13 protein-coding genes are annotated in these 14,875 nt (G+C 68.4%); 4 read left to right on the top strand and 9 right to left on the bottom strand.

The annotated features are described in order from the left end of the window. Positions 1–28: 28 nt before the first annotated feature. From ACNFIA_RS15655 to ACNFIA_RS15645, 3 genes are read left to right on the top strand one after another with little or no spacing between them, the layout of a single operon-like run. Positions 29–775: a gluconate 2-dehydrogenase subunit 3 family protein gene (locus ACNFIA_RS15655; protein WP_259754492.1), complete on the top strand. Its 747-nt coding sequence runs from the start codon at positions 29–31 to the stop codon at positions 773–775. 6 nt (positions 776–781) lie between these two features. Then, positions 782–2,545: a GMC family oxidoreductase gene (locus tag ACNFIA_RS15650; protein WP_416786360.1), complete on the top strand. Its 1,764-nt coding sequence runs from the start codon at positions 782–784 to the stop codon at positions 2,543–2,545. Then, positions 2,542–3,768 carry a c-type cytochrome gene (locus ACNFIA_RS15645; RefSeq protein ID WP_416786358.1) on the top strand — a complete coding sequence of 409 codons (1,227 nt, stop codon included), beginning with the start codon at positions 2,542–2,544 and terminating at the stop codon, positions 3,766–3,768. Before ACNFIA_RS15650 ends, ACNFIA_RS15645 begins: the two co-directional genes overlap by 4 nt. Before the next feature lie 295 nt (positions 3,769–4,063). Here ACNFIA_RS15645 and ACNFIA_RS15640 read toward each other — a convergent pair whose 3' ends face one another. After that, entirely contained in the window at positions 4,064–4,384 is a 321-nt protein-coding gene (locus tag ACNFIA_RS15640; protein WP_259754488.1) for a DUF2025 family protein, read from the bottom strand. 298 nt (positions 4,385–4,682) lie between these two features. On the opposite strand from ACNFIA_RS15640, the gene sfnG reads away from it, so the two are divergent. Beyond that, on the top strand, positions 4,683–5,777 hold the full coding sequence (gene sfnG, locus ACNFIA_RS15635) for a dimethylsulfone monooxygenase SfnG (RefSeq protein ID WP_416786354.1): 1,095 nt from the start codon (positions 4,683–4,685) through the stop codon (positions 5,775–5,777). Positions 5,778–6,075: 298 nt separating this feature from the next. On the opposite strand, the gene ubiM is transcribed toward sfnG, so the two are convergent. The 8 genes from ubiM to ACNFIA_RS15595 all read right to left on the bottom strand — a co-directional run bounded on the left by ubiM (position 6,076) and on the right by ACNFIA_RS15595 (position 14,647). Beyond that, positions 6,076–7,248 (bottom strand): 5-demethoxyubiquinol-8 5-hydroxylase UbiM, encoded by a 1,173-nt coding sequence (gene ubiM, locus ACNFIA_RS15630; RefSeq protein ID WP_416786351.1) that lies wholly within the window; start codon positions 7,246–7,248, stop codon positions 6,076–6,078. 123 nt (positions 7,249–7,371) lie between these two features. After that, positions 7,372–8,490 carry a sigma-54 interaction domain-containing protein gene (locus ACNFIA_RS15625; protein WP_259754484.1) on the bottom strand — a complete coding sequence of 373 codons (1,119 nt, stop codon included), beginning with the start codon at positions 8,488–8,490 and terminating at the stop codon, positions 7,372–7,374. Beyond that, positions 8,487–9,671: an acyl-CoA dehydrogenase family protein gene (locus tag ACNFIA_RS15620; protein ID WP_416786349.1), complete on the bottom strand. Its 1,185-nt coding sequence runs from the start codon at positions 9,669–9,671 to the stop codon at positions 8,487–8,489. The genes ACNFIA_RS15625 and ACNFIA_RS15620 overlap by 4 nt, the downstream gene beginning before the upstream one ends. An 83-nt stretch (positions 9,672–9,754) precedes the next feature. Continuing rightward, positions 9,755–10,900: an FMNH2-dependent alkanesulfonate monooxygenase gene (gene ssuD, locus ACNFIA_RS15615; protein WP_416786346.1), complete on the bottom strand. Its 1,146-nt coding sequence runs from the start codon at positions 10,898–10,900 to the stop codon at positions 9,755–9,757. Between the two features lie 10 nt (positions 10,901–10,910). Beyond that, a complete protein-coding gene (msuE, locus tag ACNFIA_RS15610; RefSeq protein ID WP_259754481.1) occupies positions 10,911–11,468 on the bottom strand; it encodes an FMN reductase in 558 nt (185 codons plus the stop codon). A gap of 165 nt (positions 11,469–11,633) precedes the next feature. Further along, positions 11,634–12,749, bottom strand: coding sequence for a saccharopine dehydrogenase family protein (locus tag ACNFIA_RS15605; protein WP_416786344.1), 1,116 nt, complete (start codon positions 12,747–12,749; stop codon positions 11,634–11,636). A gap of 49 nt (positions 12,750–12,798) precedes the next feature. Next, positions 12,799–13,200: a GFA family protein gene (locus ACNFIA_RS15600; protein ID WP_259754479.1), complete on the bottom strand. Its 402-nt coding sequence runs from the start codon at positions 13,198–13,200 to the stop codon at positions 12,799–12,801. Between the two features lie 319 nt (positions 13,201–13,519). Beyond that, a complete protein-coding gene (locus tag ACNFIA_RS15595; RefSeq protein ID WP_416786342.1) occupies positions 13,520–14,647 on the bottom strand; it encodes an ATP-NAD kinase family protein in 1,128 nt (375 codons plus the stop codon). Positions 14,648–14,875: the final 228 nt, after the last annotated feature.

Below are 14,875 nucleotides of genomic sequence, written 5' to 3'. Positions count from 1 at the left end.
GTGGACCGCTATTGCCTCAGGAGCCGACATGACCGACCACCCCAAGGGCTTCACCCGGCGCCAGCTGCTGAAGTCGTCCGCCGCTTCCCTGGCCGTCGGCGCTGCCGCCAGCAGCCAGGCCGCCACCGTGATCGGCACGCCGAAATGGCTGCCGTTCGATCACAACGGCCCGCTGCACTATGACAGCCCCGGCTGGCAGTTCTTCACCGCCGAGGAGGCCGTGGAGCTGGAAGCCATCGTCGAACAGCTCATTCCCGCCGACGAGCTGAGCGTCAGCGGCAAGGACGCCGGCTGCGCAGTCTTCATCGACCGCCAGCTGGTCAGCGACTACGGCGACTCCGGCCGCCTGTACATGCAGGGCCCCTTCACCCCGGGCACGCCGGCCCAGGCCGACCAGTCGCCGCTGGTGCCGCGCGAGCGCTACCGCCTCGGCCTCGCCGCGCTGGGCAAGTACTGCCAGGGCCAGTTCCAGAAGAACTTCAGCGCCTTGCCTCCCGAGCAGCGCGACCAGGTCCTGAGCGACCTGGAGAAAGGCGCCATCACCCTCGAGGGCATCGACGCCAGGATGTTCTTCCAGCAGGTGCTGGACAACACCATGGAGGGCTTCTTCGCCGACCCGATCTACGGCGGCAACCGCGACATGGTGTCGTGGAAGATGCTCGGCTTCCCCGGCGCGCGCTACGACTACCGCGACTACATCGCGCTGCACAACCAGAAGCTGGACCTCGTGCCGCTCTCCATCATCGGCAGCTCCGCCTGGACCAAGAAGGGTTAATCACGCATGGCCAAGAAACTACCTTCCACCGACGTCGTGGTCGTCGGGCTCGGCTGGGCGGGCTCGATCATCGCCCATGAACTGGCCGACGCCGGCCTCCAGGTCATCGGCTTCGAACGCGGCCCCTGGCGCGATACGGCCAGCGACTTCAACCTCGCCTCGGCGGCTGACGAGCTGCGCTACAACCGCCGCCAGGAGCTGATGCTGCGCACCCGGCAGAACACCTGCACCATGCGCAACAAGGAATCGGAGACCGCCCTGCCGATGCGCATCTGGGGCTCGTTCCACCCCGGCAACGGCACCGGCGGCGCCGGCAACCACTGGGCCGGCATCACCTTCCGCTTCCAGCCCGAGGAATTCCGCCTGGCCAGCCACCTGAAGGAGCGCTACGGCAAGGAAGTGCCTGCCGAGCTGACCCTGCAGGACTGGGGCACCACCTGGGAAGAAATGGAGCCGCACTACGACGCCTTCGAGCGCCTGGCCGGCGTGTCCGGCAAGGCCGGCAACCTGGGCGGCACCCTCGTCGACGGCGGCAACCCCTTCGAGGGCCCGCGCTCGCGCGAATACCCCAACCCGCCCACCGCGCAGACCTACGCCCCGACCCTGTTCGCCGAGGCCGCGCGCAACCTCGGCTACAAACCCTTCCCGGTGCCCTCGGCGCTGGCCTCCCGCGGCTACACCAACCAGCTGGGCGTGACCATGGGGCCCTGCACCTTCTGCGGCTTCTGCACCAACCACGGCTGCGCCAACTATTCCAAGGCCAGCGCCATCGTCAACGTGATGCCGGCGCTGATCCGCAAACCCAACTTCAGCGCCCGCACCAACTCCGAAGTGCTCCGGGTGACCCTGGACAGCACCGGCAAGCGCGCCACCGGCATCGTCTACGTCGACTCCAGCGGCGAAGAATGGGAGCAGCCGGCGGACATCGTGGTGGTCGCCGCCTTCATCTTCGAGAACGTGCGGCTGATGCTGCTCTCCGGCGTCGGCGAGCCGTACAACCCGATCGCCAACACCGGCACCACCGGGCGCAACTTCGCCTACCAGACGGCCAACAACGTGCGGCTGTTCTTCAAGGACAAGAACTTCAACCCCTTCATCGGTGGCGGCGCCATCGGCATGGGCATCGACGAGTTCAACAACGACAACTTCGACCACTCCGGCCTGGGCTTCGTCGGCGGCGGCAGCACCCGCGTGACGCCGATCGGCGCCGCGCCCATCGACTCGCGCCCCACCCCGCCCGGCACCCCCACCTGGGGCGCGGCCTGGAAGAAGGCCACGGTGAACAGCTACCTGAGCAACATGGCCATCGGCTGCGAGGCCAGCAGCTATTCCACGCGCAGCAACTACCTGTCGCTGGACCCGAACTACAACGACCCCCACGGTCGGCCGCTGCTGCGCATCACCTTCGACTTCCCGGAGAACGACCTGCGGATGGCGCAGTACTGCACCGACAAGGTGGTGGAAATCGCCCGCAGCATGAACCCCCAGCAGATCGTCCCGGCGCCGCGCAAAGGCCCCTGGGCCAACACCTCGTACCAGTCCTCGCACATCGTCGGCGGCTTCATCATGGGCGCCGATCCGAAGAACAGCTCGGTGAACAAGCACCTGCAGGTCTGGGGCGTGCCCAACCTCTTCGTGGTCGGCTCCTCGGCCTTCCCGCAGAACCCCGGCTACAACCCCACCGGCACGGTCGGCGCGCTGGCGTTCAAGGCGGCCGACGCGATCCGCCGCCTGTACCTCAAGCGCCCCGGGGAGATGATCAGCGTATGAAGACTCTCCTCTCCCTCGGCGCCGCCGCCCTGCTCGGCGCCCACCTGCAACCCGCCTTCGCCGGCACCGGCGCGGACTCCTACAACCTGGTGGAAAAGGGCCGCTACCTCGCCGTGCTGGGCGACTGCACGGCCTGCCATACCGTACCCGGCCAGGCGCCCTTCGCGGGTGGCGTGGCCATCGACACGCCGTTCGGCAAGCTGGTGGGCGCCAACATCACGCCGGATGCCGATACCGGCCTGGGCCGCTGGAGCTTCGACGACTTCCAGGCGGTGATGTCCAGCGGCCACGGGCGCAATGGCAAACGCCTGTACGGCGCCATGCCCTACACCGCCTACACCAAGGTGCGCCGCGAGGACAACCTGGCGCTCTGGGCCTACCTGCAGACCCTGGAGCCAGTGCGCAACGCGGTGGAAACCAACCAGTTGCCCTTCCCCTTCAGCGTGCGCACCAGCCTGATCGGCTGGAACTGGCTGAACTTCACCCAGGGCGAATTCGTGCCCTCGCCGAACAAGTCGGCGCAATGGAACCGTGGCGCCTACCTGGTGGAAGGCCTGGGTCATTGCGGCACCTGCCACACCCCGAAGAACCTGCTGGGGGGTGACGACAACGACCGCTTCCTCGCCGGCGCCAACCTGCAGGGCTGGGTCGCCCCGGACATCACCGCCAACCCGCACAGCGGCATCGGCCAGTGGAGCACCGAGGACCTGGTGCAGTACCTGAAGACCGGCGCCAACCGCTTCGACATCGCCTCCGGCCCCATGGCCGAAGCGGTGGAGAACTCCACCCAGCACTGGCGCGACGATGACCTGCTGGCGGTGGCGGTGTACCTCAAGGATGGCGCCGCCACCCAGGCCACCCCCTCACCGGTGAAGGCGGACGACGCCGCGATGGTCGCCGGCAAGGCGATCTACGCCGACCGCTGCTCGGCCTGCCACGTCAGCAACGGCGAAGGCGTCCGGCACCTGTTCCCGACCCTGGCCGCCGCGCCCCTGGTCAACAACGACGATCCCAGCTCGCTGATCCGCGTGGTCCTGGCCGGCAGCCGCGCCGGCAGCACCGACGCCGCACCGACAGGGCCCGCCATGCCGTCGTTCGCCTGGAACCTCGACGACGAAAAAGTCGCCGACGTGCTGACCTACGTGCGCAACAGTTGGGGCAACGCGGCGGCGCCGGTCACCGCCAGCCAGGTGGCGGACCTGCGCAAGGAGCTGTCGCAGTAGCGCTCGGCGCACGCAGGAGCAACTGTCTTTTTCTGGGGAGTCCGTGCCGATCCATCCCCCTCACCCCAGCCCTCTCCCTCAGGGAGAGGGGGCAGTCCGAGCCGATTGATGCCAAGGTTTCAGCCTGCTCCGAACGGTCCCCTCTCCCCTGAGCGGGGCGCGCAGTGGGTCAGGTGAGCGCCAAGCCGAGCACAGCCATATCCCGTAGGAGCGGACTGTGTCCGCGAGGGTGTCCGGCGCGTTGCGGAGCTATCGCGGACGCAGTCCGCTCCTGCGCATCCTGAAGACGCAGCGCTCACTTCAACCGCCGTTCGGCGGCGATTTCCGGCAGGTCGGTGCGGCGCAGGTAGGTGAGCAGCGCCTCGTTGAGGTTGAGGCGGTCGTGGATGTTCTGCTCGGCGAGAATCTGCAGGCATTCGCGGCACAGCGTCATCACCGCCCCGCTCTTGTGCACCCAGACGAATTCGCAGGCAGGGCGAATGCTGTCCTCGGCCACGTCCATGCCGAAGGAGTCCTCGCTGAATCGCACGATGTACTTGCCGCTCTTGCGGTTGAAACCGACGAAGCCGGACAGCCCGTCGGCGGCGTTGCAGATGTCGCTGGAAGTGATGGCCATGCTGCCCCCTGGATGTTGTTCTGTGTGGATGTGCACGCAGGAGGTCCACGCTTCTGTGAGCGGGTGAACGGCGGATTCTGACAGCCTTGCCCGCCCCTGCTCAGGGGCCGGTTGTCGCACCCGCCGCTGTTGCCTGGGCAACAGTTGCCCAGCAGCGTTGCGCGGGGCGGGACAGCGGCCGCTGCACCAGGCATTCGCCAAGCTTTTGATCCACCTGGGATTTCCCTCCATGGCACGGCTTTCGCTCTGCTCTGCCTGCGGCACCTTCGCCGCTGTGCAGCCCCGAGGAGCCCGAGCCATGAGCCAACACCCGATCCGCTTCGCCTACTGGGTCCCCAACGTCAGTGGTGGCCTGGTGGTCAGCAAGGTCGAACAGCGCACCCACTGGGACATCGACTACAACCGGCAACTGGCGCGCATCGCCGAGGACGCCGGCTTCGACTACGCGCTGACGCAGATCCGCTTCACTGCCGGCTACGGCGCCGAATACCAGCACGAGTCGGTGGCCTTCAGCCACGCCCTGCTGGGCGCCACCGAAAAGCTCAAGGTGATTGCCGCCATCCTCCCCGGCCCCTGGACGCCCGCGCTGGCGGCCAAGCAACTGGCGACCATCGACCAGCTCACCGGCGGGCGCATCGCGGTGAACATCGTCAGCGGCTGGTTCAAGGGCGAGTTCCAGGCCATCGGTGAACCCTGGCTGGAGCACGACGAGCGCTACCGCCGCTCGGAGGAATTCATCCGCGCCCTGAAGGGCATCTGGACCCAGGACAACTTCAGCTTCCACGGCGACTTCTACCGCTTCCACGACTACAACCTCAAACCCAAGCCGCTACAGCGCCCGCACCCGGAAATCTTCCAGGGTGGCAGCTCGCGGGCCGCGCGCGACATGGCCTCGCGGGTATCGGACTGGTACTTCACCAACGGCAACAGCGTGGAAGGCATCAAGGCCCAGGTCGACGACATCCGCGAGAAGGCCGCGGCCAACGAGCACTCGGTGAAGATCGGAGTGAACGCCTTCGTCATCGCCCGCGACACCGAGGAGGAAGCCCGTGCGGTGCTCGCCGAGATCATCGACAAGGCCGACCCGGAAGCGGTGAACGCCTTCGGCCACGCGGCGAAACAGGCCGGCGCCGCCTCGCCGGAAGGCGAAGGCAACTGGGCGAAATCCACCTTCGAGGACCTGGTGCAGTACAACGACGGCTTCAAGACCAACCTGATCGGCACACCGCAGCAGATCGCCGAACGCATCGTCGCGCTCAAGGCGGTGGGCGTGGACCTGGTGCTGGCGGGGTTCCTGCACTTCCAGGAAGAGGTGCGCTACTTCGGCGAGAAGGTGCTGCCGCTGGTGCGCGAGCTGGAGCAGCAGAAGGCGCGGCGGACCGAGGCGGCCTGAGCCTGCGGTTCGGCGTGCGCGGATAGCGATCGCGGACGGAGTCCGCTCCTACGCCCATTCCTTGCGCCGTCCTGGCCGGTCACGTAGGAGCGGACTCCGTCCGCGATGGATCATGCTCCGCGCCGAGCCTCACGGGCGCCGTTCGCGAGCAAGCTCGCTCCTACAGTTGCCGGGGTATTCGGTGTGCTTTTCGTAGGAGCGAGCTTGCTCGCGAACGCTTCTTCGCTCCGGGTCAACCCCGTAGGGCGCATCAACGCCTATGGCGTTATCCGCCATTGCGGCGGAGCCGAGCAAGGGATCAGGCGCGCTGGGTCAGGTGCCGGGCAATCGCCGTACGCAGCGGCGGCAGGCCCTGTGCCAGGCGCAGGCCGGCGTTGCGCAGCAGGCGCACCGGCGGGCGCGGGTCGGTGTACAGGCCGACGATCAGCCGGGTTGCCTGGTACAGCGGCCAGGTCGCCAGGCGATGGGCCATGGCGTAGCGGCGTAGCGGCCAGGCACCGCCGATATCGCCACCGCGGCGATGGGTCGCGAGAATCTCGTCGGCCAGCCGGCGTTGGCTCTGCAGGCCGAAGTTGAAGCCATGGGCGGTGACCGGGTGCATGCCGACGGCGGCATCGCCGATCAGCGCGCTGCGCGGGCCGACGAAGCGCTCGGCGTACACCCCCACCAGCGGGTAGCTATGGCGCGGGCCGAGCAGTTGCATGCCGCCCAGGCGACGGTCGAAACGGCGCTCCATCTCCCGGGCAAAGGCCGTCTCGTCCAGCTCCATCAGCGGCGCCATCTCCCGCTGCGGCAAGGTCAGCACCACCGAGGAGCGATTACCGTTGATTGGCAGCAGCGCCAGGGTCTGGCCATAGCCGAACCATTCCCAGGCGATGTGCTGGTGCGGTTTTTCGTGGGCCATGCGGCAGACCATCATGGTCTTGCCGAAATCCTCCATGTGCGCGCCGATGCCGAGCATGCGGCGCGTCTCGGAGAAGCGGCTGTCGGCCGCCACCAGCAGGCGCGCGTGAACCCGGCTGTCGTCGTCCAGGGTCAGCGACACGCCGTCCTGGCGCACCTGCACGGAGCGCAGCGCACGGCCGCAGACCAGCGACACGTCCGGGCAGTCGTGCACCGCATCGAAGGCGGCGCGGCGAATCATCTGGTTGGAGACGAAGTACCCCAGTTGCTCGGCGCCGGCCTGCTCGGCCTCGATGCGCAGGGTGAACAACGAAGGGCCATTGAGCACCTGGGCATCGCGCAGCGGCGAAACCTCCTGCGGGTCGATCCGCGACCACAGCCCCAAGCGCTGCAACTCGGCGCGGGAGGCATGGGTCAGGGCGATCTCGCGGCCATCTTCGGCGGGCTCGGCCACGGCGGCCAACGGCTGGCGGTCGATCAGCAGGATCGACAGGCCGTTGCCCGACAGCGAGCGGGCCAGGCAGAGGCCGGCGGGGCCGGCGCCGACGATGGCGATGTCCACGTGCATGGGAGACTCCTTTCGCGGGGGATGGGCGGTCCCGGAGTCTAGGCTGGCCACTGGCCCGTTTCGTTGCCGTGGATCAGTGGCCGGCGGCGAATACCTCCAAATACAGAGGCCCGGCCACCAGGGCTAGATGGACAAGCGCACGCCCCGCTGCGGGTCGATCTCAGTGGCGCCGCGGCGCTTGTTCACCACCAGTTCGCCGATCTCGATCAGCCGCGTGCGCGTGACGTTGCGGCTCAGGCCAAGCAGGTTCGCCGTGTGCACCTGGTTGCAATGGCAGAAGCGATAGGCCGCGCGCAGCAGCGCGTCCTCCACCCGCGCGTGCAGGTTGCCGCCCTGCTCCTCGAACAGACGCTGGAAGGCCTGCTGGAGAATCTGCTCGGCACCCAGGGACTCCAGCCGCGGTTCCTCGCTGCGCTCGATGCGCAGGTTGGACAGGTGCAGGTCCTCGGCGCGCACCACACCGTCGCGGCAGATCAGCAGCGTGTGGTGGATGACGTTTTCCAGCTCGCGGATGTTCCCCGGCCACGAATAGCTGCGCAGCTTCTGCGCGGCTTCCGCGCTCAGCTGGCTCTGCCCGTAGCCCAGGCGCCGGCTGTACTCGGCGATGAAGTGGCGGGTCAGCGGGAGGATGTCGCCGGGCCGCTCGCGCAGCGGCGACAACTCCAGGCTGACGACATTGAGCCGGTAGTAGAGATCCTCGCGGAAATGCCCGGCGTTGATCGCCTTCTCCAGTTGCACGTTGGTGGCGGCGAGCACCCGAACGTTGATCGGGATGCTCTTGCGCGAGCCCAGGCGCACCACTTCGCGCTCCTGCAGCACGCGCAGCAGCTTGACCTGGATCGGCATCGGCAGGTCGCCGATTTCGTCGAGGAACAGCGTGCCGCCATCGGCCTCCTCGAACCAGCCGGCCTTGGCCGCCAGCGCACCGGTGAAGGCGCCCTTCTCGTGGCCGAACAGCTCGGCTTCCACCAGGGATTCGGAGAAGGCCCCGCAGTTCACCGCCACGAACGGCCCACCGCGCCGCGCGCTGAGGTTGTGGATGTGCCGTGCCACCAGCTCCTTGCCGGTGCCGGTCTCGCCGATGATCAGCACGCTGGCCTCGCTGGGCGCGACCTGCTGCAGGTGATCGAGCAGCGCCTGGGATTTGGGGTCCTCGAAGACCTGCGCGGTGGCGCGGATGGAGGTGGCCAGCGCGGGGGACTTGGGCAGGGTCAGCAGACCCTCGGGTGTGGTCGCGTTCATGAGTAGAAGGTCGGTTGCGGCAGTTGCTGGTTCAGCGCCCAGTCGCCCAGCTCGCGGACCTTGTAGTCCACCGGGTCGTGCAGGGTCTGGGTGCGCAGGTTGCGCCAGTAGCGGTCGATGCGCAGCGCGGCATGGGTGGAGCGCGCCCCGGTGACCTCGAACAGGCGGTTGCAGATCTCCAGGCCGTTGCGGGTCGCCGCGACCTTGGCGGTGGCGATGGCCACGGCCAGGCGGCCACGCTCCTCGGCCTCTAGCGCGGCGCCCTTGCTCCAGGCGTCGTCGAGCAGCTGCGCGGCACGGCGCACCAGCAGGCGGGTGCTTTCCAGGCCAACCCAGAACTCGCCGTAATGCCCGAGCACGTAGGGGTCTTCACCCACGGTCGCAGCGCTGGAACGGAACCACGGGCGGGCTTCCTTGAGCGTGTACTGCCGCGCTTCCTCGAATGCGCCTTCGGCGATGCCGAGGAAGACGTGGGTGAAGATCAGCTGGGCGATCAGCGGGCGCAGGCAGGCGAATGGCGTGCTCAGTGGGCCCGGGTCGAGCAGCAGTTCGCTCTCCTCCACCCGCACGCGCTCGAAGGTGGCGCTGCCGCTGTCGGTCTGGCGCTGGCCCATGTTGTCCCAGTCGTGGGCCAGGCTGATGCCGCTGCGCGCGGTGGGGATGGCGGCGATCAGCAGTTTGCCGCCCTCGCCGTCCAGCGCCGAGGCGATCAGCATCTGCGAATCCAGCGCGCCGGAGCAGAAGCTCTTGCGCCCGGAGAATTCGCGCCAGCCGGCAAAGGTGCGCGAGACGGTGCGCGTGTCCAGCGGGTTCAGCGCGTTGCCCCAGAACCACTGGTTGCGCGCGGTCAGCTCGAACCACGGCTGCCATTGCTCGGGGCGGGAGAACAGGCGCACGGTGGCCAGCATCAGGTGCTGGAAGCCGAACACGTGGGCGATGGAGCTGTCGACCACGGCGAACTGGCGGACGATGTCCAGCGTGGTGCTCCAGTCGGCGCCCAGGCCGCCGTACTCGCTGGGGATGATCAGCGACAGCAGGCCGCTCTGGCGCAGCGCGTCGCGCTCGGCCTTCGGCGTGCCGCCGCGGATGTCGCGCTCGGCGGCGGTTTCGGCGAAACCGGCGGCCAGGCGCTGGGCAATCTGCGCGGGTGTCTGTGCGTCGAGACGCGTCTTGGCGTTCACGCTCGCTTCCTCTTCTGATTCGATTCGGGTCAGTTCGATGCGGGATGCGCCGGGCCGCTGCCCGGCGCATCGGGAATGACGGCTCAGCCCGCCTTGCGTCCGGGCAGCACGTCGTTGGCGATCATTTCGCCGAATGGCCCGGTCAGGTTGGTCACGCCGCGCCCGGCCAGGCTCGCATAGGGCTCGGGCAACAGCGGGAAGACCAGCTCGGCGAAGCGATAAGCCTCTTCCAGGTGCGGGTAGCCGGAGAAGATGAAGCTGTCGATCCCCAGGTCCGCGTACTCCTTGATGCGCTCGGCGACCTGCTGCGGATCGCCCACCAGCGCCGTGCCGGCACCGCCGCGTACCAGGCCGACGCCAGCCCAGAGGTTGGGGTAGATTTCCAGCTGGTCACGGCGCCCGCCGTGCAGCGCGGCCATGCGCCGCTGGCCTTCGGAGTCGAAGCGGGCGAAGGACTTCTGCGCGTTGGCGATGGTCTCGTCGGAGATGTTGGCGATCAGCTTGTCGGCCGCCTTCCAGGCTTCCTCGGCGGTCTCGCGGACGATCACGTGCAGGCGGATGCCGAACTTCACGCTGCTGCCCTGCTTCGCGGCACGCTCGCGCACGTCGGCGATCTTCTGCGCGACGGCTTGCGGTGGCTCGCCCCAGGTCAGGTAGACGTCCACCTGCTCGGCCGCCAGGTCGTGGGCCTCGGCGGACGAGCCACCGAAGTACAGCGGCGGGTACGGCTTCTGGATCGGCGGATAGAGCGCCTTGGCGTTCTCCACCTGCAGGTGCTTGCCGGCGAAGTCCACGGACTCGCCCTGCAGCACGCGGCGCCAGATGCGCAGGAATTCGTCGGTGACTTCGTAGCGCTCGGCGTGGCTGAGGTGGATGCCGTCGCCACGGTTCTCATCCGGGTCGCCGCCGGTGACCACGTTGATCAGCAGGCGGCCGCCGGAAAGGCGGTCCAGCGTCGCGGCCATGCGCGCGGACACCGTCGGCGAGATGATCCCCGGACGGATCGCCACCAGGTAGCGCAGGCGCTCGGTGAGCGGCGCCAGGGCCGAGGCGACCACCCAGGAATCCTCACAGGAACGGCCGGTGGGGATCAGCACGCCGTAGTAGCCGAGGGAGTCGGCGGCCTGGGCGATCTGCTTCAGATACGGCAGCGAGACCGGGCGCGCGCCCTCGCTGGTGCCGAGGAAGTGGCCGTCGCCGTGGGTGGGCAGGAACCAGAACACGTTCATCGCGGGCTCCTCAGGCGGTCTTGCGCAGTTGCGGGCGGGCGAACAGCGGCGCGGCGCGTTCGGCGGCCAGCTGGATGCGGGCGCGCAGGGTGTCGCTGGTGATCTGGTAGTTGGCGAAGTCGGCCTCGCTGGCGTACACGCCGATGGGCAGCGTGATCGACTGGAAGAAGCTGAACAGCGGCCGCAGCTGGTGGTCGAGGACCAGCGCGTGGCGCTCGCTGCCGCCGGTGGCGGCGAGCAGCACCGGGGTGTCGATCAGGGCGTTCATGTCGACCAGGTCGAACAGGTGCTTGAGCAGACCCGGGTAGGAGCCGCGGTAGACCGGCGAGGCCACCACCAGCAGGTCGGCGGTCTCGATCTCGCGCAGGGTGGCTTCCAGCTCCGCGGAGAGTTCCTGGCGCGACAGCGCGGCGCCCAGCGGGCGGGCGATGTCGGCCAGTTCGATCACTTGGGTTTGCACCGGAAGCTGCTCGCCGAGGGCGTCGAGCACGGCCTGGGTGAGCACCAGGGTGCGCGAGGGGCGATAGGTGCCGCCGGAGACGGCGACCACTTTGATGGGGCTGGTCATGGGTTTTCCCTGTTGACTGTTGCGCTAGGTACAGAAGCCTTGAGCAAGGGCCGTACCAACAGGGAAATGTGCGATTTCAGGGCACTTCAGCCGGTTTTCCCGGCGTCTCGTGTCAGCCAGGCAACAGCGCTGCTGATCGACTGTTGCCTGAGCAACACCCGAGACTCATTGCGCGGCCAGCTCGCGCAGGCCATGGGAAATGTCCAGGCCATCCAGTTCGGCGAGGTATTCAGCGGTGGTGAGCAGGCCGACGCAGGCGGTGGCGCCGCGCTGGCCCAGTTGCCCGGCGGCCAGCTTGCGTGCCAGCGCCACCGCCGCCATGCACGGGATGTTCGGGCCGTGGTCCTGCTGTGCGAGGATTTCCCAGCACAGCGCCAACGGCTTGCCATCGACATCCACGCCCTGCAGCTGGACGAACATGCCGCTGCGTCCGTCGCCCAGAGGCTCCATCGCCACGGCCAGGCGATGCAGACCGGCGCCCAGCCGCGCGGCATTCTTCACCAGCCCGGCACGCACCAGCCAGGACAGCCCCCAGGTGCCGAACTGAGTGAGGCTCAGGCCCAGGCCCGCGGAAAAACGCACGTCCTGCACACCGGGGTAGCGCTGCGGGAAGAGGTCGAGGTCGGGCACGTCGCAGTGCGCCAGCCAGCGAGGGCCCAGCGGCGCGGGAAAACGGTGGCGCGTCAGTCCCTGCCAACCGTACACGCCCTGCCAGCGGCCCTGGCGCCACTGCCGCAGGGGTTTGCCGCAGTAGCCGAGCACGGCCGCTACCGTGGCCTGGCCGGGGATCTTCGCCGAGGAGCTGATGCCATGGTGAATGCTGTCCAGCCGCTGGAAGCGCGGCAGCAATTCGTCGATCACCGAGGCCGCCAGCGCCGGCACCGAGCTGGCGCCGCTGCAGACCAGCACGCCGGCGCTGCGGGCAGCACGATCGAGCTCACGGATACCACAGACGAACTGCCGCGCATCGGCCAGGTCGACGTAGTGCGCGCGGGCGCCGATGGCGGCGCGGGCAACGCGGTAGTCCTGGCCCTGGAACGGACCGGCGGTGGAGATGACCAGGTCGACCTTGAGTTCGCTGAGGCGGCCGGCCAGCGTCGGCTGGTTCATGTCCAGGCACACTGCCTCGCCGCCCACCTGCGCGGCCAGTTCGGTGGCGCGGCGCAGGTCGCGCCCGGCCACCAGCACGCGGATGCCGTCGATGCCGCTCAGGCGGCGGACGATCAGGGTGCCGAAGTTGCCGTACCCGCCGAGCACCAGCACGCGAAATTTCCGTTCCATTCCCACTGACCCTGTTACTCCCTGACTGCTGCTGGCATGGCCAGCTCCTTCATCCCGGCTTGGCACCGCCGTAGCGGGGCAGATTGTCCTCCAGCGGCCACCAACGGGCGCGGGAGTCGACGTAGTAATGCGCTTCGAGCTTTGTCCGCAAGGGTTCGTCCAAGGTTCCCGCACGCACCCGCAACGTTTCCGGCAGCGCATCACGGGCGCTGTAGATCGGCGAGCCGCAGGTGCGGCAGAACACGCGCTTCTTTTCCGGCGAGGCGCGGTACTCGGCCAGCGCCGATTCACCGCTGAGCAGACGGAACGCCGAGCGCGGCACCGGAATATTGGTGGCGAACGGCCCACCCTGCGCCTTGCGGCACTGGCTGCAATGGCAGACCTGGATCGGCGCCAGTTCGCCGCTGATCTCGTAGCGCACCGCGCCGCACAGACAACCGCCCGAATGCATGCCCGCTCTCCCGCTCACGTTCACGAAGCGAGGGAGTCTAGATCAGGCTCGGTTACCTGCACCACCTTGCGTGGGAGCACTGTCTTCTCCTGGGGGTGGCCGTGGCTGCACTTCCCCTCACCCCAGCCCTCTCCCAGGGGGAGAGGGAGCCGTCCGAGCCAGCTGAAACCGAAGTCTCTCCCTGCACAGAACAGTCCCCTCTCCCTCTGAGCGGGGCGCGCAGCCAAGGTCAGGGTGAGGGCGAACCCGAGCGCAGGTGCCTCGCTAACGGCTCAGCGCCTCAGGGCGGATACCCCGGAACGGGTTATCCGCCAGCTCGTCAGGCTTCACTGCCCCACCCCAGCGGATACAGCAGCTCCTCCTTGTAACCGGCCCACACCCGCACCGCCGCCGGAAAGCTGGCGTCCAGCTCGGTGTCGCCGCTGTCCACCAGCAGCGGCCGGCCTTCGAGGGTGCCCAGCTTGCGTTTGGTGGCGATCACCCGCAGGCGCTCGATGCCGACGGCGCGCAGCACGCGCGGGCTGATCTGCTGGTTGCCGCGCCCCAGGATGTGCCCCTGCCCGCCGATGGCCGTCACCAGCACAAAGGCCGGGTGGCCGTCCACCAGTTCGAACAGCTGCGCCTCGGTCACGTCGCGGGCGATCACCTGGCCGTTCTCGATCACATCGACGCCCAGCAGCGTGGTGTCCAGGTGCAGGTCGGCGGCCAGCCCGTGCAAGGTCGATCCCGGGCCGAAGACGTAGCGCACGCCCTCTTCCCAGCTGTCTTCCAGCCAGGCGGCGAGATCGGCCAGCACCAATTCCTCGGTCTCCATGCCGGCCTGCTTCACGTGCTGCATGAAGTGCCCTTCCTCGGGCACCGTCAGTTCGGCGTACCAGCGCGCCGCGACACGGCCCTCGCGCAGCGCGGCTTCGTCGAGGTCGCGCACTTCGCCCTGGGTCAGGCGCACCAGGCCGCCATCCACCAGGCGCTGCGCCAGTTCGCCGGCAGCGCGCGGGCTGATGGCGTAGACCCCGGAGTGGATCTTCACCCCGGCGGGAATGCCCAGCACCGGCTGGCCCTCGCGGGCTACCTCGGCCACGTCGCGGGCGGTGCCGTCGCCGCCGGCGAAGAGGATCAGCGCCACGCCGGCCTCCTGCAGCGCCTGCACGGCGTGACGGGTATCCGCCGCGCTGCTCTGCTCCCGCTCCAGGGCGCCCGCCAGGCGGTGGCTGAAGCCCATGTCCGCCAGCAGGTCGGCGCCCATGGGGCCGGGAAAGGTGAGGAACTCCAGGCGCTCGCGCACCGCCAGCAGGTGCTCCAGGGCGATGCGCGTGCGCTCCGCCGCCCGCGGTTCGGCACCGCGCGCCAGCGCCAGTTCGGCGACGCCGTCGCTGCCCTTGAGCGCGGTCGCCCCGCCGATACCGGCCAGCGGATTGATGATCAGCCCTATGCGAATCCTGTCCATACTCATCCTCGACGGAAACTTTCTTCGAACCACCGGCGCAACGCCGGGTCGGACCAGGGAAGCGGCAACCGCACTCACAATAACGACAAGCAAACGACCAGGGACCTCGGGATTGGCACGCAATCTGCGAGCGATCCGGTCGTCTGTCTTCGGTGACAATTTCACGGCGCAGCCTCTGTCACCGGGGTTTCATCTGATCTGCCTAGACTGCAACGAACCTGATGTAGA

The sequence above is a fragment of the Pseudomonas sp. NY15437 genome (assembly GCF_048068435.1).
Taxonomy (GTDB): Bacteria; Pseudomonadota; Gammaproteobacteria; order Pseudomonadales; family Pseudomonadaceae; genus Pseudomonas; species Pseudomonas nitroreducens_B.
The sequence above is the reverse complement of the archived record's forward strand: the minus strand, read 5'-3'. Positions and strand labels throughout refer to the sequence as shown.

What these genes read in the sequence shown, in the direction of transcription:
- ACNFIA_RS15655 (WP_259754492.1), top strand. Translation starts at nt 29, where the DNA reads ATGACCGACCACCCCAAGGGCTTCACCCGGCGCCAGCTGCTGAAGTCG.
- ACNFIA_RS15650 (WP_416786360.1), top strand. Translation starts at nt 782, where the DNA reads ATGGCCAAGAAACTACCTTCCACCGACGTCGTGGTCGTCGGGCTCGGC.
- ACNFIA_RS15645 (WP_416786358.1), top strand. Translation starts at nt 2,542, where the DNA reads ATGAAGACTCTCCTCTCCCTCGGCGCCGCCGCCCTGCTCGGCGCCCAC.
- ACNFIA_RS15640 (WP_259754488.1), bottom strand. Translation starts at nt 4,384, where the DNA reads ATGGCCATCACTTCCAGCGACATCTGCAACGCCGCCGACGGGCTGTCC.
- sfnG (WP_416786354.1), top strand. Translation starts at nt 4,683, where the DNA reads ATGAGCCAACACCCGATCCGCTTCGCCTACTGGGTCCCCAACGTCAGT.
- ubiM (WP_416786351.1), bottom strand. Translation starts at nt 7,248, where the DNA reads ATGCACGTGGACATCGCCATCGTCGGCGCCGGCCCCGCCGGCCTCTGC.
- ACNFIA_RS15625 (WP_259754484.1), bottom strand. Translation starts at nt 8,490, where the DNA reads ATGAACGCGACCACACCCGAGGGTCTGCTGACCCTGCCCAAGTCCCCC.
- ssuD (WP_416786346.1), bottom strand. Translation starts at nt 10,900, where the DNA reads ATGAACGTGTTCTGGTTCCTGCCCACCCACGGCGACGGCCACTTCCTC.
- msuE (WP_259754481.1), bottom strand. Translation starts at nt 11,468, where the DNA reads ATGACCAGCCCCATCAAAGTGGTCGCCGTCTCCGGCGGCACCTATCGC.
- ACNFIA_RS15605 (WP_416786344.1), bottom strand. Translation starts at nt 12,749, where the DNA reads ATGGAACGGAAATTTCGCGTGCTGGTGCTCGGCGGGTACGGCAACTTC.
- ACNFIA_RS15600 (WP_259754479.1), bottom strand. Translation starts at nt 13,200, where the DNA reads ATGCATTCGGGCGGTTGTCTGTGCGGCGCGGTGCGCTACGAGATCAGC.
- ACNFIA_RS15595 (WP_416786342.1), bottom strand. Translation starts at nt 14,647, where the DNA reads ATGGACAGGATTCGCATAGGGCTGATCATCAATCCGCTGGCCGGTATC.